Source organism: Streptomyces uncialis, from assembly GCF_001905345.1.
Taxonomy (GTDB): domain Bacteria; phylum Actinomycetota; class Actinomycetes; order Streptomycetales; family Streptomycetaceae; genus Streptomyces; species Streptomyces uncialis.
Genome location: NZ_LFBV01000010.1, coordinates 638983 through 661567, shown reverse-complemented (window position 1 = coordinate 661567; position 22585 = coordinate 638983). Strand labels below are relative to the sequence as shown.

Sequence of the window (22585 nt, the reverse complement as noted above, 5' to 3'; positions counted from 1 at the left end):
GGTCGTGCTCCGCACAAGTCCCGGACGGTGACCGGCCGGACGCACGAACGGGCCGCTCCGGCCGCAGATACGCGGGAAATCAGGCCGATCATAGAGCCTGCTCCGGCGGGTGAGCCAGCCACACACCGGTGTCACCCCGTTGTGCGCCCCCTTTGGCGGACCGTTTCCGCTTGGTCGGGCGCCGAGGTCGGCCGGAAGCGATCACACCCGACCGCGAGTGACTTTCTGTGATCATCCGCCCGGTTGGGCCGACCGGGTGCGGCCGGATGTCCGGAACCGGCGCATGACAGCGGCATCTCCCCGGGAAGATCCCGCCAAACCCGGGTGCTCCGGCGGATTCCCCTCACCCGGCCGGTCCACTCAAACAAGGCAAAGCGGGGCGATCCACAGCAGGGTGGGTGCGGTGTGTACCGCTGTCCGTCCCCGGAGGTCGCCGTGCCCGGTCGGTTCCGCCCCGGCGTGCCGGGGCTGCGGCACGAGCGCTCCTGGCTGCGCGGGACCGCCGCGCTGACCTCGCTGGCCGCTCTGGTGGCGACCTCCCTGGTCGCGGGACCCGCCGTCGCCGAGCCGTTCACCGGTCCCTGCGCGCTGGAACGCACCACCGCCCACCACTCGGAGGGCCTGGACACCTGGAACGGCGCGTATCCGCGTCCGGTGCGCGCCCTCGACGCGGTGATGGTCTTCCTCGCCTTCCCGGACGCCCGCCCGCTGACCACCCCCGGTGAGCTGGCCGCCGACTACTTCCCGGCCACGGACCGGTTCTACGAGCGTGCCTCGTACGGCCGGTTCGCCCTGCGGCCCCATCCGCGGGACGACTGGATCAGGATGCCCAAGCCGTCGACCGCGTACGCGATAGAGCGGGACTGGGACGCCGAGCACCGCTCCGCCTATCTGCGGGACGCGGTCGCGGCGGCCGATCCGCATGTCGACTTCGCCGACTTCGACGTCGTGTACTTCGTGGCCGACCCGGACGCGCCGGGTGTCGACTCCGACGCCACGAAGGTCGTCAACTTCGAGCGTCCCGTGGAGGCGGACGGCACGGCCATCCGCCGGATCGTCACCGTCTTCGAACGGCACCCCCCGGACCGCAACGTCCTCGCACACGAGACCGGACATGTGTTCGACCTGCCCGACCTCTATCACCGCCCCGCCGACGGCAAGGGCGACTGGGACACGCATGTCGGCGACTGGGACGTCATGGGCAGCCAGTTCGGGCTGGCCCCGGACCTCTTCGGCTGGCACAAGTGGAAGCTGGGCTGGCTGGACCCCGGGCAGGTGGTGTGCGTCCAGGGCCGGGGCGACACCCGGCTCACCCTGGAGACGCTGTCGGCGACCCGGGGGCGGGACACGGCGACCGGCGACGGTCCTCGGGTGCCGGGGGGCCCGCGGCCCGGCGCGTCCACGGTGGCCGAGGCGCGGGACGCGGCGAAGGAGTCGGCCCGTGCCATGGCGGGCGCGGTGGCGCAGCTGGTCGGCCCCTTCCGGCCGGCGCGGCACTCCGGCACCGACGGCGGTACGAAGCTCGCGGTGGTCCGTACGGGCCGGACCACCGCCGTCGCCATCGAGGCCCGCGGCGCCGTCGGCAACGACACCTCGACCTGTACGGAGGGGGTGCTGGTCTACCGGATCCGCAGCGAGGCCGCCTCGGGCGCCGGTCCGGTCGAGGTGGTCGACGCGCATCCGGCGACGGACGCGTGCGGGGACCGTTCGGTGTACCCGCCGCTCGCGGACGCCCCGGTACTCCCGGGCGAGACCTTCACGGTCCCCGGCGAGCGCCTCAAGGTCCACATCACGGTGGAACCCCGAACCCCCACAGGCACCTGGCCCCTGACCATCTCCACAAGCTGACCCCCCACCGAGGTCGACCGGCCGGCCGGTCGACCGAAGGGGCGCGAGAATCTGCGCACCCACGGACGACCCGCACCGGCGAAGGTGCGTCCACCTGGTGCGACCGAAGGGGCGCGGGGAACTGCGCAAAACGCGAGGGCGCACCCGCACCCGAAGAGCGGCCGAGCGGGGCAGCACCCAGGGGCGCGAGGAACCGCGCACCCACGAACGGCCCGCACCCGACGAAGGTACGTCCACCTGGAGCGGCCGAAGGGGCGCGGGGAACCGCGCAGAACGCGAGGGCGCACCCGCACCCGAAGAGCGGCCGAGTGGGGCAGCATCCAGGGGCGCGAGGAACTGCGCAACCCACGGACGACCCGCACCGGCGAAGGTGCGTCCACCTGGGGCGACCGAGGGGCGCGGGGAACTGCGCAGAACGCGAGGGCGCACCCGCACCCGAAGAGCGGCCGAGTGGGGCAGCATCCAGGGGCGCGAGGAACTGCGCAACCCACGGACGACCCGCACCGGCGAAGGTGCGTCCACCTGGGGCGACCGAGGGGCGCGGGGAACTGCGCAAACCGCGAGGGCGCACCCGCACCCGAAGAGCGGCCGAGTGGGGCAGCACCCAGGGGCGCGAGGAACTGCGCACCCACGGACGACCCGCACCGGCGAAGGTGCGTCCACCTGGAGCGACCTGAGGGGCGCGGGGAACTGCGCAAACCGCGAGGGCGCACCCGCACCCGAAGAGCGGCCGAGCGGGGCAGCACCCAGGGGCGCGAGGAACCGCGCAACCCACGAACGACCCGCACAGGAACAAGTGCGCCCGCAAGGGCAGACCCAGCGGCGCAAGCGAAGGCGACCCAGCGGAACCCGGACCCCGGACCCCCAGGGCCGTACGCGACACGCGAAAGGCCCCCCGTTCTCACGAGGGGCCTTCGCCGTCTGTGCGCCGCCAGGGACTCGAACCCCGGACCCGCTGATTAAGAGTCAGCTGCTCTAACCAACTGAGCTAGCGGCGCCTGCTGACGTCGTAGACCTTAGCACCCTGATCCGGGCCAGGAAAAATCGATACCTTGACGGCCGCCCCGGCCACCGCGCGGGCGGCCCGGACGCTCGCCCACAGCAGGATCTCCGGCCCCGGCAGCCAGGGACGGCGGGTGTCGGGCGCGACGACCCAGCGCGAACAGCTCCCCTCCGGGGCGCCCGGGTCGGGCGTGCTCCCGGCGAGCGGCGGGACGGTCACCGCGTCCCCCGTGCCGTGGCACAGCAGCGGGGGCACCCCGGCCCGCCCCGGACCCCACTCCTCCCAGCGCAGCAGCGCGGGCAACCGGTGCGCGGTGCCGGGCGCGGCGAACAGCAGCATCCGGCCCCGGTGGCTCGCCACGGGACCGGAGCCGGGGCCCTCGCCCCACAGCCGGTCGAGCATCGCGCGGCCGAAGAGCGCGGGGGTGTTCACCACGTCGAACGCCGTGCCGCAGGGCAGTACGTGGGGGGTGGCGGGGCGGGCGGCCCACTGGTCGAGGGTGTCCTGCGGATACGTTCCTGCGGAGGCGAGCCAAGCGGCTCCCTCGGCGGAGACCTCATGGACCTCGGGCCGGTCGTCCTGCTCGTGCCGGTCACCGGAACCAGGGCGTTCCCGGTCCCGGCGGGGATGCGGATCGTTGCTCATGACACCTAGGTTTACCCGGGGTAAGGGGGCCGTTTCGGTGAGTTGCCGAAATTCGGGACACGAGGGGGCGGGGTGGAGTATCTTGCCCGCCCGGCATATGCCAAGAAATCTTGTGCCGCCGCCACCGGACGACGCGAACCTTCTTCCGGTGGCCCGTGACTCGTGACCCGTGGCCCGTAGCCCCTGACCCGTGGCCAGGTGACGGACGTGGGCCGGCCCGTTTCCTGGCCGGGTCAGCCCTCGTCGGGGTGGGCCGCGCTCAGCAGGTCACGGCCGAACTCGACCATCTTCCGGGCGTAGTCCTCCGTCCACTCCGCGCGTTCGGCGATGTCCGCCGTGGTCAGCCGGTCGAAGCGGCGCGGGTCCGCGAGCCGGGCGGCGGCGATCGCCTGGAACTCGACCGAGCGGTCGGTGGCCGCGCGGAACGCGTGGGTCAGCTCGGTGGCGCGGCTCAGCAGATCACGGGGGTCGTCGATCGACTCCAGGTCGAAGAAGTGCTCCGCGTCCGCCGTGATCTCGGTGGGCTCGAAGAGGAGCGCGGCGGGGCGCCGCGGGGGCCGTGAAGGGGTGACCCGCTCGGGCTCCGACATGTGGTGTGTCCTCCTCGGTGTCTGCGGCCAGGGCCGTGTTCCATTGTCGCCCGCGAGGGGCCGCCTCCGCTTGCGCCCGTATGTCCCTACCCTCCGGGTGCACACGTACCCGCGACCGGTCGCCCAGAGGCGCGCGGGACCCGTCACGGGTGCGGAATCCGGTGGTGGGAGAGGTGGTCCCAGGTGGTCATCATGGCGTCCCAGCCGTCGGGGAACTTCAGGGTGACGCCGAGCTGGACCGGCTCGGTCGACGGATGGTCGTCCAGGAGCTCGGTGACGCCACCGCGGCAGACCACGATGCACGCGTGCCGGTGCCGGGACGCGAGCACGCACAGCCGGCCCGTCTCCAGATGGAACGCCGTCGCGTCGGGACGCCCGGACAGCGGGTGCAGCACCACCGTGACGTCGTACTCACGCCCCTGGAGCCGGTTCGCCGTGTCGACGGTGACCCCGCCCACGCCCAGCTCCGTGAGCGCCGCCCGGACCGCCGCCGCCTGGTCGCGGTGCGCCGTCCCCACCGCGATCCGCCCGGCGGTCAGCGGCGCCGGATCGGGACCCCGCTCCGAGACGGTCGACCCGCCCCGGTCCAGCAGTCTGCGCACCACGAGCGCCACGGCCTGTACCGCCTCGGGGTCCGTACGGGGGGTGTGCCGGGGCGGCAGCTCCAGCAGGCCCCAGCCCGACGCGGCGGCCTCGTCGATCACCCGGTCCGGCGCGGAGCCGTCCGACGCCACCCCGAACCGCAGCGCGCGTACGCCGTGGTCCGTGCCGCTGCGGAACGGCGTGTACGGGTAGAACGCGGCCGACACCAGCGGCGCCGCCGACGCGGGCAGCCGCCAGGACACCGGCAGCCGGTGCTGCGGCAGTTCGGGGTTGTGCGCGAGCAGCGTGCTCACCGCGCTCGCCGACGGGTCGTAACTCAGCCCCGCCCACTGCTCCGCGCCGACGATCGAGAACGGATCGAGCTGCCCGGGGTCGCCCACGAACAGCGCGCGCTCGAAGAGGTTCGCCACCGCGAGCAGCCCGTCCGAGCGCATCTGGTACGCCTCGTCGACGATCGCGTGCCCCCACGGCTCCACGTCCTTCACATGCGCCCACTTCGCGGCGGTGGAGATCACCACGTCCAGACCCGCGAGGTCCCCCGCCTTGGTCGACTTGCGCACCTGGGGCAGTCCGTCCAGCGCCTTGTCGTAGGCGTCCGGGTCGCTGCTGTGCAGCCGTCCGACGGGGACGTCCGGGGCCTTCTCCGCGAGCCGCAGCACCAGATCGTCCACCTGGGCGTTGGTCTGCGCGACGACCATCAGCGGGCGTCCGGCGGCGACCAGTTCGAGTGCGGCGTTGACCACGAGGGTCGACTTCCCGGCGCCGGGCGGGGAGTCCACGACGACGCCCCGGTGGGTGCCGTGCAGGGTGTCGCGGAGGATCGCCTCGGTGGCGCGGGCGGCGGCGGCGCCCGGGTCGGCGGGGGCGCCGGTCCGGCCGGGGCCGGTCGTCGGGGTCACAGGATGTCCTCTCCGGTCACCTGGTCGGGCTGCTCGGGCCGGTCGGCGGCGTCACCGGGCGGACCCCCGTGGGTCCACGGGGTGTTCTCCGGGTCCGGCAGTTTCGGCCCGCCGCGCTGATCGTGCTCGAAGAGCGTCCAGCAGAGCATGTCCCCCTTCTCGGGCACCGAACCGGCCTCCGGCTCCTTGCCCCGGCCCATCCGGTCGGTGATCCGCAGCACCAGCGCGGGAGTACCGTCCCCGCCGCCGTCCGGGCGGGTGTCCATGAGGGCGTCCGCGCGGGTGTCCGGGTCGCGCGGCTCCGGGACACCGGGGGAGACCTCCTCCGGGAGCTCCGCGTACCCCACGAACTGGGCGGTCTGCGGTTTGCCGCCCAGCGAGCGGTACACCTTCGTGCCCACCGCGAGATGCGGCCGGTCCTCGGTACGCACCGTGACCAGCGGCCGGGGACTCGGCCGCTTGCCCTCGCTGTACGCCATCACCGACTCGGTCACCTCACCCGCGAACGCCTCACCGGCCAGCCGCCGCCCCGCCATCACCAGCGGATCGTCCAGCGCCTCCTGGGCGTCCAGCCGGGCCTGCTCGCGTTCCCGCGCGGCGAGCTTGTTCGCCGCGGTCACCGCGTCGTCCCGGCGCGGCTGCGGGGGCTCGCCCGACAGCACCCGGTCCCGGTGCCCGGTGAACGACCAGCGGTCCCGGGTCCACCGCTCCTCGACCCGCGCGCCCACGGGCAGCGTGCACAGCAGGTCCAGACCCCGCCACACCGCGTCCCAGGTCGGCCGGGTCCGGCTCACCACCAGCGCGCGGATCGCGTGCTCCGCCTCCGTGAGCGCCCCCAGCCGGTCGTCGGCCTCGATCCCGTCCTCCGCCGCCGCCAGCTCGACCCGGGCCCGGTCGTAACGCTCGATCGCCGGGGCCAGCAGCTTGTTGTCGAACGCCGGGTCCGTCGCCGGACCCGCCGGAGGGCACAGCAACTGGCCGTCCGCGTCCCGCGCCCGCTCGGCCCGCAGCGCCGCGTCCGCCCCGGAGGTCCCCTCGGGCGCCTCCAGCCACGCCAGCAGCGCGCCCAGATGCTGGTCCTCCAGCGAGGACTGACCGGTCGCCCAGTGCCGCGCCAGCAGATCCGTCATCGCGGGCAGCAGCGACGAACCGGGCACCCGGGCCCGCTCCCCGTAGTGCGTGAGCCAGCGGCCCAGCAGCGGGACCCGCGGCGGAGCCGGGTACGGCGCCTCGGGGTCCTGCTCGGCCGTCCGGCGAAAGCGCATCGAGCGGCCCAGCAGCCGGACGAAGTCGACACCGCCCCGGCTCGGGACGACGATCTGCGGCGCGTCCGCGCACAGCTCGACCTCGACCTTCACCCGCTTACCGGTCTCCGGGTCCGTCTCGGTGCGCTCGGCGGCCTCGACCGTGCCCGCGTGGTCGTCGATGTACGGCAGGATCTCGTCCGCCAGCGCGGCGAGGAACGCGAACCGCAGCTCCCGGTCCCTCGGCTGCGCCACGAACAGCACCCGGGGGGCCGTCCGCTCCGTCCCCACCAGCGCGCCCAGCGGTGCGCCCGCCTCACCGGCGGTCGTCAGCGGTACGAGGACCAGCGGCCGCTGCGACAGATGCCGGTGCCGCACCGTCGCCACCGGCCGCGCCCGTCCACCGGCCACGGCCTCCAGCCGCGCCAGATGCCCGATCAGCGACATCCCGCACCTCCCGCGCGCGTGGCGGACCCGGGCGACGGCGTCAGCACAGGACCGACCCGCGCGCCGGGCCGGGCACCGCGCCCAGCGCCTCGTCCCGCAGGGCCGCCGCGCGGCGCAGCGCCGCGACGGTCGGGTCCGCCGGGTCACCGGCCTGGCCCGCCGCCGCTGCGAGCACCGCGTCCACCGTGGTCAGCCCGCCCAGCTCACCGCGGACCGACCGGCCGATGGCGGTCACCGCGCCCTGCTCCCGGGCCCGCGCCCGGCAGTGGAACGCCAGCTCGCACGCCGACAGGCACTCGGGCGCGTACGCTGCGGGCACCGCCTCCACGGCCGCGCCCAGCGAGCCGGGGGACTGCTCCGCGTCGAAGGTCGCGCCCTCGGGCAGCACGGCGGCGATCTCCTCGACCCGGGTGAGCCGGGCCAGCTGACGCCGGGTCACCGACAACTGCTTGCGCAGATCGACGGGCGCCGCCGCCGGGAGGTTGGAGAAGTCCTTCGGGCACACCAGCAGCGCCCGGTGGTCCACCTCGGGCGCCGGGTCCAGCCGGGCGGCCACCCGCTCCAGCGCCAGGACGTACACGGCGGCCTGCCGGGCGGCGGCGCCCACCTTCGCGGGCTCGGCCGAACCGTCGATCATCGGGAACGACTTGATCTCCACCACGCTCCACCGCCCGTCGGGGTGGACGACCACCGCGTCGGGCTCCAGGAACGCGGGGGTCCCCGCCACGTCCAGCGACAGCATCGGATGGTCCAGCAGCGTCCACACACCCGGGGCCGCGGCGGCCTCCCGCAGCGCCAGCGCCGTCCGCGCGACCCGGGCCTCCTGGCCGCCGGCCGCCGACAGCGGGGGCATCCGGGCCGTGTCCGGCCCCGGGGCCGGGGCCGACGGGTCGAGCCGCTCATGGGCCAGCCGCAGCAGCTCCGCGCCGCCGTCACGCTTCACCCGGGCCTCGAACGCGTGCCCCCGCACGATCGCGAACTGCGACTGCCCCGACACCGCGGGCGCCCCGAGCCGCTCCGCCACCGCGCCCTTGTCGACCCCCGCGCCGTCCAGCAGGGCCCGGCGCCCGCACCCCGGGTTCACCGCGAGCGCCGCCAGCGAGCGGGCGTCCATGGCCTTCGCCGGTACGGGGCCGCGCAGCTCAGCGAGCCGGTGCCGGAGAGCCGTCCCCCGCTTCGGAGGAACGGGGACCGTGCTCGGCGGACTGCTTGCGCTGTCGGGGAATTCGCTCACCCGCCGCAGTCTGGCACCCACCACCGACAACCGGGGAACTTCCGCCCGTCCCGGCCCGTACCGCGACACCCGCCGGCGCCCTCACCGGGTCCGCCCCGGCCGCGCGGCCGTGCCCCGTCACGGCACCCGCGCCGGCACCCGCCGTGGCACCCGGCACGACGCCGGTCATGGCCTCGGCGCGGGCCGTCGCGTAGCGCGCCCGCAGCCGGTCCACGAACCGCAGCCCCGGTGCCGTCAGCAGCAGCCCCGCGCCCATCACGGCCGCGCCCGCGACCGCGTCGAGGAAGTAGTGGTTCGCCGTCCCCATCACCACGACGGTGGTGATCAGCGGGTACGCCACGGCCGCCGTCCGCATGAGCGGCCCCCGGCCGCCGTGCCGCCACAGGACGACCCCGCACCACAGGGCCCAGCCCACATGCAGGCTCGGCATCGCCGCGTACTGGTTGGTCATCCCGCCGAGCCCGCGCGGGGCGCTGGCCTCGGTGCCCCACCAGCCGTACGCGCTGTACTGCGCCATGGTGTCGACGAAGCCGTGCGTCGCGTCCAGCAGCCTGGGCGGGCACGTCGGGACCAGGGTGAATCCGATGAGTCCGACGAACGTGGAGAGCAGCAGCCAGGTGCGGGCCGCGCGGTAGTGGACCCGGCGCGAGCGGAACATCCAGATCAGCACGGCCGGTGTCACCAGGTAGTGCAGCGAGGCGTACCAGAAGTCCGCCGGGACGCCTATCCACGCGTGCTCGGTGAACAGGCGGTTCAGCGGGTGCTCGGCGTTCAGCCACAGTGCCTTCTCGGCCCGGAGTATCGCCAGTCCGTGGTCGACGGCGGTGCTCACGTCACCCCGGGCGAGGAGCCGTCCGGCGGAGTACGCGAGGTACACGAGCAGGAGCAACGGGAGTTCGGTCCACCAGCGGAGCCGGTGCCTGTGCCCTGTCCCTGGTACCGGCTCGGCTCCCGCCCCGGTGTCGGACGGTCCGCGATTCGGCATCCAAGGTCTCCTCACTCCGTGCGGCAGCCGTGGCCGCGCGCCCACTTTACGGTGTATGTGAACGCCGTGAAGGCGGGCGCCCCCGTTTCCGCAAGACGCCACTGTTCCCCTGGGGGGTTGCCTCCCGTCAACCTCACGGGGCGCCTTCGCTGTGCGCTTCCGAGGTCTGTCCGGGTGTGCGTACTTCGTTCCTGTGCCGTCGTTCGTGGGGTGCGCAGTTCCCCGCGCCCCTGGACGCTGCCTCCTGCGGTCGCTCTTCGGGTGCGGGCCGGTTCTCGTCTTCGCGCAGTTCCCCGCGCCCCTTTGGGGCGCGTCCGGTCAGTTCTTCGGGTCGGGGCCGGTCGGGATTCTCCGTCCTCGATCCGACACGCTCGGCACGACGTCCAGTTGCTCCACTGAAGAGCATCGGAGTCTGCGAGCAGAGATTCCCGCCCACCCCCTCCCGCAGCAGCGCGAGTCCGCGAGGAGGGTGGTTCCGCAGACGACGGACAACATGATGGGGCGCCCCCAAAGGGGCGCGGGGAACTGCGCAAAAGACGAGAGCAGACCCGCACCCGAAGAGCGACCGCAGGGGGCAGCATCCAGGGGCGCGGGGAACTGCGCACCCACGAACGGCCCGCACGGGAACAGGTGCGTCCAGGTGGGGAACCCCAGGGGCGCGGGGAACTGCGCAAAAGACGAGGGCGGCCCCGCACCCGAAGAGCGACCGTAAGAGGGCAGCATCCAGGGGCGCGGGGAACTGCGCAAACGCACCGAGCGACGGCACAGGAACGAAGTACGCCCAGCACAGGTAACCCAGGGGCGCGGGGAACTGCGCACCCACGAACGACCCGCACAGGGACAGGTGCGTCCAGCCGGACGGACCTCGAAGGCGCAAGCGAAGGCGGAAGGCGTTACGCCGGGCGGGGCAGCGCCGCATAGCGGTCGAGGAAACCGCCCACACCCCCCGCCCGCCGGTGAGGCAACAGCACCCGTACCGTCTCCGCCAGCATCGACCGCACCCGCGAGGACTGCACCTCGTCCAGCAGCGACACGACCCGCTCCCCGGCCGCCGCCGCCTCGTCCGGCCGCCCCGCCCGCGCGAGATCGTCCGCCAGCTCGGCGGTGTACAGCGCGGTGTTCCGCACGAAGTGCGGTTCCTGGAGCTCCGCCGCCCGCCGCGCGAACCGCGCGGCCCGCGCCCACTCCCCGAGCGCGGACCAGCACTGCGCCTCCAGCCCCGCCAGCTCCGCCTCCCCGTAGAAGGACATCCACTCGGGGTCCGCGTCCGTCACCCCCCGGTCGAAGAGGTCCCGCGCCCGCGCCAGCGCCCGCTCGCACCCCGGGCGGTCCCCGAGCCCGGCCCAGCCCCCGGCCTCCCGCAGCGCCAGCAGTGACAGCAGCCGGGGCGAGCCCAGCTCCAGGGCCGCCCGCTGGGCCGCCTGCGCGGCCCGTACCGCCTCCCGGGGGCGTCCCGCGTCCCGGGCGAGGAACGCCGTGTTGCAGAACGCGTGCGCCTCCACCCCCGCGTTCCCGCACATCCGGGCCGTCGCCAGCGCCTCGGCGTAGTGCGAACGGGCGTCCGCGAAGCGGCCCGAGTCATGGGCGAGCCAGCCCACCGAGATGGCGAGCTCCCCGGCCCCCGCGTGCAGCCGGTCGGCGGTCGCCCGGCGCCCGGTCGCCGCGTCGAGCAGCTCGAAGGCGGTCCGCAGCGGGACCGCGGCCCGCCGGTAGAGCCCGTCCGCGCCGTGCCGGTCGTCCAGCACCCGGATACGGCGTACCGCGTCCTCGACGGCGAGCGCCTCGGCCTCACCGGCCCGCCGGGCCCCGCCGGGGTCCGCCGCGCGGGGGGCCGGGACCGGCAGGGCCGCGGCCGTGGCGGGCGTCAGCGAGACGGCCACCGTGGCCGGACCGCCGGTCATGAATGCGCGACGCCGCACGTCGCTCTCCTCGTGGTTCTGGATCTCGTACTGCTCGATCGGATGGACGGGGCCGTGGACGGCGGCCGGTTCGGTCGGTACGGGCGGTACGGACGCCGCCGCACGCGCCCCCCGGCCCCGTACCGCCGACCGCGGCGCGAAGCCCAGGTCCGCGAGGGTGCGGCCGGGGAACATATGCAGGAACACCCGCTCGTACGCGTAGTTGGGGCAGCGGATCTCACCCGCCTCCACCCGTCCGATGTAGCGGGCGTCACAGCTCACCCGCTCCCCGATGTCCCGGGCCGCCCGCCGCACCACCGCCGCGAACTCCCCGGGCGACCTCGCCCCGCGCAGTTCCCGGAAGACGGTGTTCGTCCGGGGTGCCGGGGGCAGCGGACCGCGGCCCGGCGGTGGTGCCGGAGCCGGGCCGCCCGCCGGGGCGGGCGTTCTGGAGGGCCTCGCTGACGACGCCATGGCCGGAACCTCTCGTGCGCGTCCTGCCGGACCCCAGCGGGGCGTCACGGCCCGGACCGACATGTCCGGTGCGCCCGTGGTCCCCGCTCCGGTCCGGCGGGGCACGAACGTACCGGCTGTGATCGGACCGCCACACAGGGTTTGCCAATAAAACGGATATCTCACCCACGATCTGCCATGAAGTGCCATCCTTTGCGGCGGCGTGGCGCCGTAGCCGTTGACGCCCTCCGGCGTTGAACCACGAGGACGGGGAGCCATCAGTCACATCCACCCGCTCGACCGAGGAGCGGGTTCCGTGTTGGAGGCCGGGATGAAACCCAGCACACCTGCTACGCCGGGCGCGCCGACGGGCGTGCCCCTGCCATCCACCGCGAGCGGCGGGGCCCCGCCGTCCCCGCCGGGGAGCGTGTCCGCCGGGGAGTGCGACCTGGTGACCGTGTCCGCCCGGCAGGGCCTGGAGGCGGTGGACATCCTGCGCCGGGGCGACGCCGCGGGCCCCGTCCTGCACGACAACCGCTGCCGCACCCTCGGCTTCCTGGTGCCGCCCGGCACCGCCGACGGCTGGGACGTACCGGGCAGCGCCTGCACCCGCACCTTCGGCCGGGGCGTGCCCCTCGCCGCGCTCGCGGGCGCGGTGCCCGAACCGCCCGTCGCGGGCACCGGCTGGCTGCTGCCCCCGGGCCAGGACGACCGGGTCACCGACCCGGCGGTGCTGCGGGAGGCGCTGGGGCAGGCGGCCCGGCTCATCGAGGCGGCCGACAACTGCTGCTGAGCCCGCCGCCGCCCGGGGAGGGGGCGGCGGCGCTGCCGGGCCGCCGGGGCGCGCCGATAATGGCCCGATGGCACGGGAACGGGCTCCGCGGGCGAAGCAGCAGAAGCAAGCCAAGCAGAAGCAGCAGAAGCAGGCCGAGCAGCAGCGGAGCAAGCGGGGGAAGGGGTCGCTCCCCGGCGGTACGGGCACGGGCACGGGTACGGGTGCCGGTGCGGGTACGGACGCCGCGGGCGGGCCGGAGGACGGTGCCGTCGGGCGGGGGCGGTCCCGGCGGCGGGGTGACCGGGAGTCCGTCGTCGCGGACGTCGGCGGCGGACGTGCCGAACTGGTGCCCGACCCCGATCGGCCCCGCGCCTGGACGCTGCTCATCGACGGCGCCCCGCAGTCGCACGTCGACCTCGACGACCCGGAGCACCTCGGCTTCGAGTACCAGCGCCGGATCGGGCACGCCATCGATCTGCTGGCCCCGCCCGGCCGGCCGCTGCGGGTGCTGCACCTCGGCGGCGGCGCCTTCACCCTCGCCCGCTACGTCGCCGCCACCCGCCCCCGCTCCACCCAGCAGATCGCGGAACGGGACGAGGCCCTCGTCCGTCTCGTCCGCGCGGAACTTCCCCTGGCGTCCGGGGTACGGGTACGGGTGCGGTCGATGGACGCGCGCGAGGCGCTCGGCGCGGTGCCCGACGGATGGGCCGACCTCGTCATCGCGGATGTGTTCAGCGGGGCCCGCACCCCGGCCCATCTCACCAGCGTCGAGTACGTCGCCGAGGTGCGCCGGGTACTGACCCCCGGGGGCTGGTACACGGCGAACATCGCGGACGGACCGCCGCTCACCTATCTGCGCGGGCAGATCGCCACGGTGCGGGACGTGTTCCCCGAGACGGCGCTGATCGCGGAGCCCGGGGTGCTGCGCGGGCGCCGGTTCGGCAACGCGGTGCTGATCGCCGCGGCACTCCCGCTGCCCGTCCCGGAACTCGGCCGCCGGGCCGCCACCGACCCGCAGGGCGCCCGGATCGAACACGGCACGGCCCTGCGTGACTTCACCGCGGGGGCGCTCCCCGTCCGGGACGCCACGGCCAGGGACTCGCCCCGGCCCCCGGTCAACGCGTTCCCCGGCTGACCGCCCGGCCCGCCGCCGGGTCCCCCGGATCTACCCGCGTCCGGCCGGTCAAGGACGGGTCAGTACGTGTTGACGCTCACCTTGGGCTCGACCTCGTGCCAGGTGGCGATCACGGACACCCGTTTCTCACCCGACTGGAAGTCCACCCGGATCCAACCCAGCCCCGCCTGCTTCCACACCTGCATCGACCAGCCCGCCGCGGGTGTCGCCGACACCAGCTCCACGGAGTCCGCCCCGATGTCGAAGACGGCCCGGCCCCCGTCCGTCGCGTAGCTCTTGACGGAACCCGGCGCGGAACCGGTCGCCCCCATCGGCTCATCGGCGCCCGGGGTGCCCGAGGACGGGGCCGACGAGGGCTTGGGCGAGGGCGGGGGAGCGGTCACCGGCGCGGTCGACGGCACCCGGGCCGGCGTCCGGGCCACGCCCTGCGAACCCCCGTCGCCCGTACGGGTCCTGGGCGTCGGGTCGGCGGACTTCCGGGGCTCCGGACGGTCCGTCGAGGACAGCTCCGGTGTGGCGTCCTGCCCGGTGATCGGCAGCGCCCGCGGGGGATCGTAGGCCGTACCGGACATCACCGAATGAACGCCCCACCACGACAGCGTGACCGCCGCGCCCGTGGAGAGCGTCCAAGCCGAGAAATGAAGAAGTCCCCTGCGCATCGTCGGTCATCCTGCCGCACCCCACCCCGCTCTGTCGCCCCCTGGGACAGCACCGTCCCCCGGCGACCGGCATGACCCGCATGGCGTACGGTGCCGCTCATGGCACGTGTGCTCGTCGTCGAGGACGACCAGTTCGTACGCTCGGCCCTCATCCGGCATCTGACCGACGCGTCCCACACCGTACGCAGCGTCGGGACCGCCCTGGAGGCTCTCCGTGAGGTGGCTCATTTCCCGTTCGACCTGGTCATCCTGGACCTCGGACTGCCCGATCTCGACGGGGCGGAGGCGCTGAAGATGCTGCGCGGCCTCACCGACGTACCCGTGATCGTGGCGACCGCGCGCGATGACGAGAACGAGATCGTCCGGCTGCTCAACGACGGGGCCGACGACTATCTGACGAAACCATTCTCCGTGGAGCACCTCTCCGCGCGGATGGCGGCGGTATTGCGCCGCTCGCGCGGCAACACGGCAGAGGCGCCGCCGAGTCGGGTCATCCAGGTCGGCGGACTGTCGATCGATCCGCTGCGCCGCCAGGCCGAACTGGACGGCGCGACCCTCGACCTGACCCGGCGTGAGTTCGACCTCCTGGCGTTCCTCGCCGGACGGCCCGGGGTGGTCGTCGCCCGCAAGGAACTCCTCGCCGAGGTGTGGCAGCAGTCCTACGGGGACGACCAGACCATCGACGTCCATCTGTCCTGGCTGCGCCGGAAACTGGGGGAGACCGCGGCCCGCCCGCGCTACCTCCACACCCTGCGCGGGGTCGGTGTGAAGCTGGAGCCGCCGCGGTGAGATGGGCACTCGTCAAGGTATGCCTGGCGGTGACCACCATGGTCGTGGTGGCCTTCGCCGTCCCCCTCGGGCTGGTGATCAAGGAGATGGCCCGGGACCGCGCCATGTCCGACGCGGAACGGCAGGCCGCGTCGATCGTGCCTGCCCTCACCATCACCACCGACCGGGACAAGCTCGAACGCGCCATCATGACCGCCGGGTCGGAGCAGCGGACCACCGTGCATCTCCCGCCCATCGGGCAGGACGCGGCGACCGGGATCGGACAGCAGCGGGTCGCCGACCGGGCCCTCGACGCGGCGCGGATGCACGGCAGGGCCTCCATCACGGAGGTGCCCGGCGGTTTCGCGCTGCTCCAGCCCAGCGCGCTCCCCACCGGGAAGAACGCCGTGGTGGAGATCTTCGTGCCCGACTCGGAGGTCGGCAAGGGCGTCAGCACCGCATGGCTGGTGCTCGCCGGGGTCGGGGTCGGTCTCGTCATCGGCTCCGTCGCGGTGGCCGACCGGCTCGGCGGGCGGATGGTGCAGCCCGCGCAGCGGCTCGTCGGGGCGGCCGGGGAACTCGGTGAGGGCAAACTGGGGGCCCGGGTGCCCGAGGAGGGCCCCAAGGAACTGCGGCTCGCCGCGGTCGCGTTCAACTCGATGGCCGACCAGGTCGTCCAGCTCCTCGCCAACGAACGCGAGCTGGCCGCGGATCTGTCGCACCGGCTGCGGACCCCGCTGACGGTGCTGCGGCTGAACGCCGCGTCCCTCGGTGACGGGCCCGCCGCCGACCAGACCCGCGCCGCGGTGCACCAGCTCGAACGCGAGGTCGACACCATCATCCGCACCGCCCGCGAGGCCAAGCCGCAGACCGCGGCGGTCGGGCCCGGGGCCGGCAGCGATGTGGCGGAGGTCGTCCGGGAGCGGATGGACTTCTGGTCGGCGCTCGCGGAGGACGAGGGACGCAAGGTGCGGGTCGCGGGGGTGGAGCGGCCGGTACGGATACCCGTGGCGCGCGCCGATCTCGTGGCCGCGCTCGACGCGTTGCTCGGGAACGTGTTCCGGCACACCCCGGAGGGGACCGCGTTCGCGGTGGACGTCCACAACGGGGACGACGCGGTGATCGTGCTGGTGTCCGACGCGGGGCCCGGCATCGGGGACCCCGCCGCCGCGATGGCCCGGGGCGGCGGGTCCGGGAAGGCGGGCTCCACCGGACTGGGGCTGGACATCGTGCGGCGGATGGCCGAGGCGACCGGGGGCGATGTGCGGATCGGGCACTCGGTGCTCGGGGGTGCGGAGATACGGGTGTGGATACAGGTGGGCGCGGCGCGGGTCGCGGGACGGGGCCACCGGGGCGGCGTCCGCAAGCGGCGCAGGTTCGCCCTCCGCTGAGTCGCCTTCGCTCGCGCTTTTGAGGTCTGTCCGGCGGGACGTACTTGTCCCTGCGCGGGTCGCCTTCGCTTGCGCTTGCGAGGTCTGTCCGGCGGGACGTACTCCGTTCCTGTGCCGTCGCTCGGTGGTTTCGCGCAGTTCCCCGCGCCCCTGGATGCTGCCCCCTTGCGGTCGCTCTTCGGGTGCGGGGCCGTCCTCGTCTTCGCGCAGTTCCCCGCGCCCCTTTGGGGCGCGTTCTGTTTGTTCTTCGGGTCGGTGCCGGTCGGGATTCTCCGTCCTCGATCCGACACGCTCGGTAACACGTCCAGTTGCTCCACTGAAGAGCATCGGAGTCTGCGGGCAGAGATTCCCGCCCACCCCCTCCCGTAGCCGGGCGAGTCCGCGAGGAGGGGCGTGAACCCCGGCCCGGTTGATGCCAGCCCTCAGCCGGACGACAGCCCCAGGTGGCACCCCCAAAGGGGCGCGGGGAACTGCGCACCCGACGAGCGACGGCACAGGAACAAGCGCGCCCAGCACAGGAAACCCAGGGGCGCGGGGAACTGCGCACCCCCGGACGTACCCGCACGGGAACAGGTACGCGCAGGTGTGGAACCCCAGAGGCGCAAGCGAAGGCGACCCGCGGGGAACTGCGCACCCCCGGACGTACCCGCACGGGGACAGGTACGCCGCAGGTGTGGAACCCCAGAGGCGCAAGCGAAGGCGACCCGCGGGGAACTGCGCACCCCCGGACGTACCCGCACGGGAAGAGGTGCGCCCAGGTGGGGAACCGCAGGGGCACGGGGAACCGCGTGAGTACTACTGGGACCCGCCAGGGATACCGGAAACCACCCCCGCGACCTTTCCGTTCCCCGATGTGGTCCTTAAGGGCGGCATAAGAAGCCCCCCAACCCCCCGAGCGGGAGCGATTTGTCGCGATGCAACCCGCTAACGTGCTGCTCCGCGGCCCACCCCCAGAACGGGGCCGCCCCCACCCCCGTACAAGGAGACGAAGGCACCCCCATGACCAGGACGCACCGACGTGAAGTCCGTGCCCGGCACAGGACGGCGGACGCGACCGTAGCCGCGCCCGCCGTCGCCGGGGGTGCGTCCGCCTTCGCCCCGTACATACGGGACACCCCCACCGCGAGCGGCTCCCCCAGGCCCTCGCACACCCCCGCGAGTGCTACCCCCCACCACTCGCGGCTCTCGCCGAGGACGTCGTACCCGCCCCCCACGGGCGGCGTCCCCTCCGAGAGCACGGAACGGCCCCGGGGCAAGCCATGTCCCGGTGGTCCGGCCGTCCACCGACCTCGCGTCGTCACCCAGGTGTTCACCGCCTACGGGTAGCCGACCGCCGGTCCCGGGCGCTTCCCCCACGGCGCCCCGCCTCATGGACCGGGCCGGCCCGGGTCCCCTTCCTCCACGCCCCGGCCGGCCCGCCCCCCACACCACGAACCCCCACACCCGAAGAACGCGACCCGGCCGAGGCTTCCCCCATGCGGCCGGGGCGCGACGGGCCCGGTCCCCGGGTCCGGGTCCGGACCTGGCCCCCGGACCCGGGCCCGGTACCGGACGGACACCCCCGGCAGGCCGTCCCGCGGAACGCGGTGACCCGCGACCGGGGACAGCGGCATCACCGCCGACCCCTCGGCAGGTCCGGGCGACGATCGACCACCGGACCGCCGCCAGGAGCGCGTCCCGCGAGTGACCGCCCACGTCCCGGCCCGGCCATGTCCGCCGGGCGTCGTCCGTGCTGGACGAGCACGCCAACACGGCTGCGGCACGGCCCTGTTCAGGGCTCGCGGTGATCAGGGAGGTGGATTCCGGGTGGGAGGCTGTTACATTCCTCGCCCGGCGCGGGACATACGGGTTCCCCGGCGTCCGACGGCGGGTCAGGGACCGCGGGCCCGGGGCAGGTGCCCGGCGGGACGGGCGGAGCGGCCGGGAACACACAAGGACCGGCTGAGCACACACACGGGCCGGCCGGGAGCACATACGGACCGCTCGGGAACGCGTACGGGCCGTCGGGGTCGTGCGGTCGCGGGTGGCGGGGCGGAAGCCGGGCCGGGCCATCAGAGGCCGGGTGACCGGCGTACTACGGAGGTGGCGGGCGATGACGGGTCAGGCGACACGCGGTCGTGGCGGAGGACGGCCGACCCTGGAGGAGGTGGCCGCCCGCGCGGGGGTGGGCCGGGGCACGGTGTCGAGGGTGATCAACGGCTCGCCCCGGGTCAGCGACCGCACCCGCGCCGCCGTGGAGGCGGCCGTGGCCGACCTGGGGTACGTCCCCAACACCGCGGCCCGCGCCCTCGCGGCGAACCGGACGGACGCGATCGCGCTGGTCGTCCCCGAGCCGGAGGCCCGGTTCTTCGCGGAGCCGTACTTCTCCGACATCCTGCGCGGGGTGGGGGCGGAACTGGCCGATCTGGAGATGCAGTTGCTGCTGATCTTCGCGGGCAGCGACCGGGAGCGGCACCGGCTCTCCCGCTATCTGGCGGCGCACCGGGTGGACGGCGTCCTGCTGGTCTCCGTCCACGCGGACGACCCGCTGCCGGATCTGCTGACCCAGCTCGCGATCCCCACGGTGATCAGCGGCCGCCGCAGCGGCGACGAGAAGGTCCCGGCGGTCGACTCCGACAACTTCGGCGGTGGCCGGGCGGCGGTGGAGCATCTGATTTCCCGGGGCCGCCGCACGATCGCGACGATCACCGGTCTGCTGGACGTGTACGGGGCGCGGCGCCGGGTCGACGGCTACCGGGCGGCCCTGGAGGACGCGGGCCTGACGGTGGACGAGGAACTGATCGCCCCCGGTGACTTCACCGAGGAGGGCGGACGGCGCGCGATGGCCGAACTGCTGGACCGCCGCCCCGATCTGGACGCGGTCTTCGCCGGGTCCGACGTGATGGCGGCGGGCGCCCGCAGGACACTGCGGGACCGGGGCCGCCGGGTGCCCGACGACGTGGCGCTGGTCGGTTTCGACGACTCCGCGATGGCCCGCCACATGGACCCGCCCCTGACGAGCGTCCGGCAGCCCGTCGAGGACATGGGCCGGGCGATGATCGGTGTCCTCCTGGCGGAGATCGCCCGGACCCCAGGAGGCCCCCGCCCCGCCCGCGGCCAACACCGCACACCGGCCCGCCCGGTGGTACTCCCGACAGAACTGGTCCCCCGCGCGTCGACCTGACCGGCCACCGGTACCGGAACATCAGCCGTCCCCGCCTGCGCGCACGGCACGACGTTCCACAACTCGCTCCACCGGGCTGACGATCAGACGCTCGTCAACGCGCATACCTGGGGAGTCAACGCCTACGGAGCCCCACTGTGGCATCTCCGTCGTAGGGGAGCGAGTGGCATGTTCGACACCTACGCCAGCAGCTTCGACGCTGTCCGGAAGGCCGCCCGACCTGCGGAGGAATAGTCCTGTGAGCCGCACCGAGCACTACGACGAACCGGCCGCTCCCCGGCCCAACAGCCCAGTGGCTCCGGCTGGCCCACGTCCTGGAGAACCGGTCCGCGCCGTACCTCGGGCAGGCAGCCGTCCGCACGGGGTCTTGTGCTGGCGTCGCCCGGGAGGGTGGACTGCGTGCATGAGCAGTCGAAGGGTGCTGTACCTGATCGCGTGCGCGGCCGGGCCGACGCGGTACGTGGACGAGGGCGTACGGGTCGCCCAAGGCGTCGGCTGGGACGTGTGCCTGGTGCTGACGCCGTCCGCCGCGCGCTGGTGGGAGCCCCGGATGCGGGAGCTGGCGGAGCTGACGGGGCACCCGGTGCGGTCGCGGTACAAGCTGCCGTGGGAGTCGGACGCGCTGCCCAGGGCGGCGGCGATGCTGATGGCGCCGATGTCGTGCACGACGCTGAACAAGTGGGGCGCGGGGATCGCGGACACGCTGGCGATCGGGCTGCCGTCGGAAGGCGTTCACCTGGGCGTTCCGGTCGCGGCGATGCCGTACTTCAACCAGGCGCAGGGGGCGCAGCCCGCGGTCGCCGTCTCGGTGGAACGGCTGCGCGCGCAGGGTGTGCGGGTGCTGATCGGGGCGGACGGGTACCCGCCGCATCCGCCGAAGCAGGGGAACGCCAAGGCATTCCCCTGGGACCGTGCTGTGGCGGCTTTGTCGTAGTGAGGGGACGGGCGATATGCCGAGACGGAGCCGCGCTGGGCCGCCCCCGATGCCCTCGACTGTCTGCCCGTGCATCAGACCCAGTGGCTCCGGCTGGCCCACGTCCTGGAGAACCGGTCCGCGCCGTACCTCGGGCAGGGCCCGCCCGGCATATCCGCGGCCCTGCCGTGGCACGCCCGCGGGTCACCGGGAGCGGAACCTCTCCAGCGGTGTGCGGGCGCCGGCGCGGAAGTCGGTCAGGGCCGTTCCGATGTCGTGGGCCGAGCCGGAGAAGAGGACAGAGCGGTCGGCCGCGACGAGGATCGTGCCGCCGCCCCGGACGCGGTGCACGACGGCCACCGCGTCGTCCTCGGGCAGCAGGACGTGACCGAGGTCGGCGTCCGGGGTGATGCCGCGGTACAGGGACTCGCCGAAGTCGATGAGGCGCCGCTGTTCCGGGGTGGGGAGCGCCGGTTCCTTCCCGCTCATCCCGGCGTCCCGTCCGCCGCGAGTTCAGCACTCAGGTCCGCGTCGCGCATCCCCGGCAACGCGTAGCCCTCCGTCTCGTCCCAGGGGACGTCGAGGTCGTCCATGTGTACGCGCCACTCGGCGTCCGGGACGGTCCTGCGCAACTCCGTCACGGAGTCCAGCACATGGACGATCACCGGCATCAGACGGGCGGGGTCGAACGGCATCTTGGTCGAGCCGTCGACGATCTCCCGCAGGTCCGCCGGGTCCTGGTCGTACAGGTACAGGCCCTCCTCGTCCTCGTAGGGGAACGACGCGGTGCGCGCGGCGACCACGCGGGCCATCGCGGCCGACTCGGGCCCGGTCAGCGGTGTGGCGCGGTGCGCGCTGTAGTAGAGGGAGACGCTCATGGCGGAAGCGTACGAGGGGGGTGTGACAGCGCGGGGCGGACGGGCGCGGGAGAGAGCCGGGTGCCGGGTGCCGGCGGGCTGTTGCCGCCTTGGCGGCTGTTGTCGCCGTTGTGGGGTGCCGCCTGTGGTGTGCGCGGCGGGAGGCGACGGGGAGGGCGGCGGGAAGTCGGCGGTCCCGGGACGGGCGCCCGCCCCTCGCGTTCCCGGGGGCGGGAACGATCAAGGGGCTGACCTGTTCTACCAGGTCAGCCCCTTGATCTATCAGGGTGAGTGACGGGACTTGAACCCGCGGCATCCTGGACCACAACCAGGTGCTCTACCAGCTGAGCTACACCCACCACGATCGGAAGGTTCCCCGTGAGGTTCACCGACCGGCCGAGAAAAAGTGTACAGGGTCCGGGAGGGTGCTCGCGCACACGTTTCACGGAGCTGTGGGCGCCGTGGGGTCGGAGGCGGGCAGGACGTGCTTGGCGGCGATCTTGCGGGCGGTGTCGGAGTCCGGTCCGGGCTGCGGGACGAAGATCGCCTCGCGGTAGTAGCGCAGCTCGGCGATGGACTCGCGGATGTCCGCCAGCGCTCGGTGGTTGCCGTTCTTGTCGGGGCTGTTGAAGTAGGCCCGGGGGTACCAGCGGCGGGCCAGTTCCTTGACGGAGGACACGTCCACGATCCGGTAGTGGAGGTAGGACTCCAGGTCCGGCATGTCCCGGGAGAGGAAACCGCGGTCGGTGCCGACGGAGTTCCCGCACAGGGGGGCCTTGCCCGGTTCCTTGACGTGTTCGCGGAGGTACGCGAGGACGCGTTCCTCCGCGTCGGCCAGGGTGGTGCCGCCCGCCAGCTCGGCGAGGAGACCCGAGGTGGTGTGCATCTGCCGCACCACCTCGGGCATGGTCTCCAGCGCCTCGTCCGGCGGGCGGATCACGATGTCCACCCCGTCACCGAGGATGTTCAGCTCGGAGTCGGTGACCAGTGCGGCCACCTCGATGAGTGCGTCGTTCGCCAGCGAGAGTCCGGTCATCTCGCAGTCGATCCACACCATGCGATCGTTCATGCGCCT

18 protein-coding genes, 2 tRNA genes and 1 pseudogene are annotated in these 22585 nt (G+C 73.9%); 8 read left to right on the top strand and 13 right to left on the bottom strand.

From position 1 onward, the window contains the following. Nucleotides 1–435: 435 nt before the first annotated feature. On the top strand, nt 436–1848 hold the full coding sequence (locus AB852_RS33045; RefSeq protein WP_399502712.1) for a M6 family metalloprotease domain-containing protein: 1413 nt from the start codon (nt 436–438) through the stop codon (nt 1846–1848). A gap of 924 nt (nt 1849–2772) precedes the next feature. On the opposite strand, the gene AB852_RS33040 is transcribed toward AB852_RS33045, so the two are convergent. The 8 genes from AB852_RS33040 to AB852_RS33005 form a co-directional block, all read right to left on the bottom strand. Then, nucleotides 2773–2846: transfer RNA gene (locus tag AB852_RS33040), tRNA-Lys, on the bottom strand. Beyond that, nucleotides 2837–3496, bottom strand: a complete 660-nt coding sequence (locus tag AB852_RS33035) for a hypothetical protein (protein WP_073793853.1) — start codon at nt 3494–3496, stop codon at nt 2837–2839. Before AB852_RS33035 ends, AB852_RS33040 begins: the two co-directional genes overlap by 10 nt. 233 nt (nt 3497–3729) lie before the next feature. Further along, entirely contained in the window at nt 3730–4086 is a 357-nt protein-coding gene (locus AB852_RS33030) for a hypothetical protein (protein WP_073793852.1), read from the bottom strand. Nucleotides 4087–4229: 143 nt separating this feature from the next. After that, nucleotides 4230–5588, bottom strand: coding sequence for an AAA family ATPase (locus AB852_RS33025; RefSeq protein WP_073793851.1), 1359 nt, complete (start codon nt 5586–5588; stop codon nt 4230–4232). Continuing rightward, entirely contained in the window at nt 5585–7279 is a 1695-nt protein-coding gene (locus AB852_RS33020) for a hypothetical protein (protein ID WP_073793850.1), read from the bottom strand. Before AB852_RS33020 ends, AB852_RS33025 begins: the two co-directional genes overlap by 4 nt. Before the next feature lie 40 nt (nt 7280–7319). Beyond that, nucleotides 7320–8513 carry a hypothetical protein gene (locus AB852_RS33015; protein WP_073793849.1) on the bottom strand — a complete coding sequence of 398 codons (1194 nt, stop codon included), beginning with the start codon at nt 8511–8513 and terminating at the stop codon, nt 7320–7322. After that, the gene (locus AB852_RS33010; protein WP_073793848.1) at nt 8422–9498 is read right to left on the bottom strand and encodes a phosphatase PAP2 family protein; all 1077 of its coding nucleotides are present in this window, start codon (nt 9496–9498) and stop codon (nt 8422–8424) included. The genes AB852_RS33015 and AB852_RS33010 overlap by 92 nt, the downstream gene beginning before the upstream one ends. Nucleotides 9499–10391: 893 nt before the next feature. After that, nucleotides 10392–11870, bottom strand: coding sequence for an NsdA family TPR-like regulatory protein (locus AB852_RS33005; RefSeq protein WP_245877005.1), 1479 nt, complete (start codon nt 11868–11870; stop codon nt 10392–10394). A gap of 310 nt (nt 11871–12180) precedes the next feature. Here AB852_RS33005 and AB852_RS33000 point away from each other — a divergent pair, with 310 nt between their 5' ends. After that, nucleotides 12181–12642: a hypothetical protein gene (locus tag AB852_RS33000; protein ID WP_073794390.1), complete on the top strand. Its 462-nt coding sequence runs from the start codon at nt 12181–12183 to the stop codon at nt 12640–12642. A gap of 67 nt (nt 12643–12709) precedes the next feature. Beyond that, nucleotides 12710–13759, top strand: a complete 1050-nt coding sequence (locus tag AB852_RS32995) for a spermidine synthase (protein WP_178391175.1) — start codon at nt 12710–12712, stop codon at nt 13757–13759. A gap of 59 nt (nt 13760–13818) precedes the next feature. Here the strand turns inward: AB852_RS32995 and AB852_RS32990 are convergent, their stop codons facing one another. Next, entirely contained in the window at nt 13819–14418 is a 600-nt protein-coding gene (locus AB852_RS32990) for a hypothetical protein (RefSeq protein WP_073793847.1), read from the bottom strand. A gap of 99 nt (nt 14419–14517) precedes the next feature. Here AB852_RS32990 and AB852_RS32985 point away from each other — a divergent pair, with 99 nt between their 5' ends. From AB852_RS32985 to AB852_RS32960, 5 genes and pseudogenes are all read left to right on the top strand, one after another. Further along, the gene (locus AB852_RS32985) at nt 14518–15207 is read left to right on the top strand and encodes a response regulator transcription factor (RefSeq protein WP_178391174.1); all 690 of its coding nucleotides are present in this window, start codon (nt 14518–14520) and stop codon (nt 15205–15207) included. Continuing rightward, the gene (locus tag AB852_RS32980; protein WP_073793846.1) at nt 15204–16577 is read left to right on the top strand and encodes a HAMP domain-containing sensor histidine kinase; all 1374 of its coding nucleotides are present in this window, start codon (nt 15204–15206) and stop codon (nt 16575–16577) included. The genes AB852_RS32985 and AB852_RS32980 overlap by 4 nt, the downstream gene beginning before the upstream one ends. Nucleotides 16578–18669: 2092 nt before the next feature. Beyond that, nucleotides 18670–19740: a LacI family DNA-binding transcriptional regulator gene (locus AB852_RS32970; RefSeq protein WP_073793844.1), complete on the top strand. Its 1071-nt coding sequence runs from the start codon at nt 18670–18672 to the stop codon at nt 19738–19740. Nucleotides 19741–19758: 18 nt separating this feature from the next. Further along, nucleotides 19759–19974 (top strand): annotated as a pseudogene (locus tag AB852_RS41150) (transcriptional regulator); the annotation flags it as partial. A 169-nt stretch (nt 19975–20143) separates the two neighbouring features. Next, entirely contained in the window at nt 20144–20674 is a 531-nt protein-coding gene (locus AB852_RS32960; RefSeq protein ID WP_073793843.1) for a flavoprotein, read from the top strand. 183 nt (nt 20675–20857) lie between these two features. On the opposite strand, the gene AB852_RS32955 is transcribed toward AB852_RS32960, so the two are convergent. The 4 genes from AB852_RS32955 to orn all read right to left on the bottom strand — a co-directional run bounded on the left by AB852_RS32955 (nt 20858) and on the right by orn (nt 22579). Continuing rightward, nucleotides 20858–21142: a hypothetical protein gene (locus tag AB852_RS32955; RefSeq protein ID WP_073793842.1), complete on the bottom strand. Its 285-nt coding sequence runs from the start codon at nt 21140–21142 to the stop codon at nt 20858–20860. Next, nucleotides 21139–21531 carry a hypothetical protein gene (locus tag AB852_RS32950; protein WP_073793841.1) on the bottom strand — a complete coding sequence of 131 codons (393 nt, stop codon included), beginning with the start codon at nt 21529–21531 and terminating at the stop codon, nt 21139–21141. Before AB852_RS32950 ends, AB852_RS32955 begins: the two co-directional genes overlap by 4 nt. A gap of 265 nt (nt 21532–21796) precedes the next feature. Continuing rightward, nucleotides 21797–21869, bottom strand: a tRNA-His gene (locus AB852_RS32945). Nucleotides 21870–21952: 83 nt separating this feature from the next. Beyond that, nucleotides 21953–22579, bottom strand: coding sequence for an oligoribonuclease (gene orn, locus AB852_RS32940; protein WP_073793840.1), 627 nt, complete (start codon nt 22577–22579; stop codon nt 21953–21955). Between the last annotated feature and the right edge of the window lie 6 nt (nt 22580–22585).

Coding starts and splice junctions, on each gene's coding strand:
- AB852_RS33000 (WP_073794390.1), top strand. CDS start 12,181: ATGAAACCCAGCACACCTGCTACGCCGGGCGCGCCGACGGGCGTGCCC.
- AB852_RS32960 (WP_073793843.1), top strand. CDS start 20,144: ATGAGCAGTCGAAGGGTGCTGTACCTGATCGCGTGCGCGGCCGGGCCG.
- AB852_RS33010 (WP_073793848.1), bottom strand. CDS start 9,498: ATGCCGAATCGCGGACCGTCCGACACCGGGGCGGGAGCCGAGCCGGTA.
- AB852_RS32990 (WP_073793847.1), bottom strand. CDS start 14,418: ATGCGCAGGGGACTTCTTCATTTCTCGGCTTGGACGCTCTCCACGGGC.
- AB852_RS33020 (WP_073793850.1), bottom strand. CDS start 7,279: ATGTCGCTGATCGGGCATCTGGCGCGGCTGGAGGCCGTGGCCGGTGGA.
- AB852_RS32985 (WP_178391174.1), top strand. CDS start 14,518: ATGGCACGTGTGCTCGTCGTCGAGGACGACCAGTTCGTACGCTCGGCC.
- orn (WP_073793840.1), bottom strand. CDS start 22,579: ATGAACGATCGCATGGTGTGGATCGACTGCGAGATGACCGGACTCTCG.
- AB852_RS33005 (WP_245877005.1), bottom strand. CDS start 11,870: ATGGCGTCGTCAGCGAGGCCCTCCAGAACGCCCGCCCCGGCGGGCGGC.
- AB852_RS32950 (WP_073793841.1), bottom strand. CDS start 21,531: ATGAGCGTCTCCCTCTACTACAGCGCGCACCGCGCCACACCGCTGACC.
- AB852_RS32995 (WP_178391175.1), top strand. CDS start 12,710: ATGGCACGGGAACGGGCTCCGCGGGCGAAGCAGCAGAAGCAAGCCAAG.
- AB852_RS32955 (WP_073793842.1), bottom strand. CDS start 21,142: ATGAGCGGGAAGGAACCGGCGCTCCCCACCCCGGAACAGCGGCGCCTC.
- AB852_RS33035 (WP_073793853.1), bottom strand. CDS start 3,496: ATGAGCAACGATCCGCATCCCCGCCGGGACCGGGAACGCCCTGGTTCC.
- AB852_RS32970 (WP_073793844.1), top strand. CDS start 18,670: ATGACGGGTCAGGCGACACGCGGTCGTGGCGGAGGACGGCCGACCCTG.
- AB852_RS33030 (WP_073793852.1), bottom strand. CDS start 4,086: ATGTCGGAGCCCGAGCGGGTCACCCCTTCACGGCCCCCGCGGCGCCCC.